Origin of the sequence: Bartonella sp. AA83SXKL (genome assembly GCF_042196965.1) — a bacterium.
In the GTDB taxonomy this organism is placed as follows: Bacteria; Pseudomonadota; Alphaproteobacteria; order Rhizobiales; family Rhizobiaceae; genus Bartonella.
The window spans coordinates 1-1,972 of sequence record NZ_JBHIRG010000075.1; the positions used below are offsets into that span (position 1 = coordinate 1).

The 1,972-nt window shown below is 40.6% G+C and carries 1 protein-coding gene and 1 pseudogene; both read right to left on the minus strand.

Features of this window, described 5'->3' with window-relative positions:
• Positions 1-326: pseudogene (locus tag ACFINO_RS09645) on the minus strand (hypothetical protein); the annotation flags it as partial.
• The coding region (locus ACFINO_RS09650; RefSeq protein ID WP_375655595.1) for a DUF4159 domain-containing protein at positions 323-1,972 on the minus strand (1,650 nt) is incomplete at its 5' end. The pseudogene ACFINO_RS09645 and the gene ACFINO_RS09650, both read right to left, overlap by 4 nt.

Consider the following 1,972-nt stretch of genomic DNA (forward strand, 5'->3'; position numbering starts at 1 on the left):
AAGCGTGGTTCAAATTGTGGATAGTGTGCCAATGCATTGGTTAATTGTGCACGTGCTTCGTCACTGTCGTTTGTACGCGTACCAAACGTTTGGCTTTTGCTGCGATCAATGACAATGCCTACGGTGCTTTTAAGTGGTTCCCGTTGCTCTTTTATCATCATTGGATTCAGTAAAACAACGATCAATGAGATCAATGTCATAAGACGCAAGACAGATCCTTGATGCTTTGTCATGAGGCCAATAACCACAAAAAGGGCCGATATCCCCCCTAATAGGAAAATCCAAGAGAGAGGCAAAAAAGGCTGAAAAGTGAAAAATGGTATCATTGCCTTCTTTCTTTGTTAAAGCGCTCTAAGAGTGCAGGAACGTGAACTTGGTCAGCTTTATAGTTTCCGGTAAGAACATAGATAACAATATTTAATCCTGCTCGAAATGCCCATAGGCGTTGCACCGGATCATTAGGAATAAGTGGGTATTTCCACATGCCTTTTTCGTCTAGTGCCCAAGCACCCGCAAAGTTATTCGCGGTGATAAGAAGAGAACTTACGTTATCACCGAAGCCAAGAGGATTGTTGTTTTTTTTATTTATTGATGATGATTCAATCCATAAAGGTGAACCACGATAAAGACCAGGAAAATCTGGCATAATATAAAAAGAACGCGCAATAACGTGATCAGCTGATGCGGGCTCAATGGCTGGAATGTTCAATCTCTTTAAAATGGCGCGTAATTTTTGTGTAGCTGGGGTGGCAGCGCCTTCAAGACTGAGGTCGGTCTGTATTTGATCGCGCGTGTCAAATAAAACTGTACCTCCGTGTTTCATAAAACTGTTTATTTTTTCAAGACTTTTTTGTGTTGGCAAAGAACTATGAGAATCAATGGGCCAATAAATGAGAGGATAGAAAGCGAGCTCATCTTTCTCAAGATTAATTGCTGTTACAGAACCAGGTGAAAGCATTGTACGCTCTGCAATAAATTGACTGAGTGCTTCTAGCCCGCTCTTACTCGTTGCATCGATTTCAGAGTTGTTGGTTATAATATAAGCAAGATGTGTTGCTCCAGCTGCTTGTACTGCGGTTTCATCATGATTTTCTGTTCCTTGCGCATATAACATTGGACTGTCTGAGAACAAGACGATAAGACTTATTGCCAGGGGAAGAAAAAGGAACATATTACGGCGTTGATTGAGAAAAAAAACGCCCCCCATCCATAAAATGAGAAAATGGTCCAAAGCGAATAATAAGATGGCTAATCCTAAAAGTAGACCAGTGAGATGTTTCTCTTTTGTATCGTAGGATAAGGGATTCTTACTTAAGGAAGATGGCAATGATGATTGTTTCATCAAGCGCGATGAAGAATTTAAGAGATTGAGTGCATAAAGATTATTTTTAAAGCCGTAAAACCCAGGTGGGTTATGAGAGGAGGCAAGAATTGGATTTTGTGCATCAATGACTAGTGGAACAACATCAGAAGGAGGGGATTGTAGTTTTCCATCAGCGGTTAATGTTTTCCAAGGATTTTGTACTGTTGTTGTTTTTCTTTGTGTTGAGTTTTTATTTTCATAGGCACTCAATGTGACGAGTTTTTGCAACATTTGTGCAAAAAAACCAGAAAGAGGAAGATTTGACCATGTGGGATCAGGTGCAATATGAATAAAAATAACTGTGCCTTTACCACGACTAGCCGCTGTAATAAGGGGCGTTCCATCAGCAAGACTAAGCCACGTTTTTTCAAAAAGATCTGAGCTCGGTTCTGCTAGAATTTGTCGTGAGACAGTGACATCTTTTGGAAACGGAAGATCAAAGAAAAAGCTATTTTTGGTAAAAGGTGCAAGTTTTTGCGGCTTAGCCCAAGACATGATACTTCCAAGCAAACGTTTGCCAGGACGTAAGGGGACTGGCAAGAGGCTATCATGGTGTTCTGTAGCACTTAAATTTTCTCCTGCAAAACGGATGAATGCTCCCCCTTTATT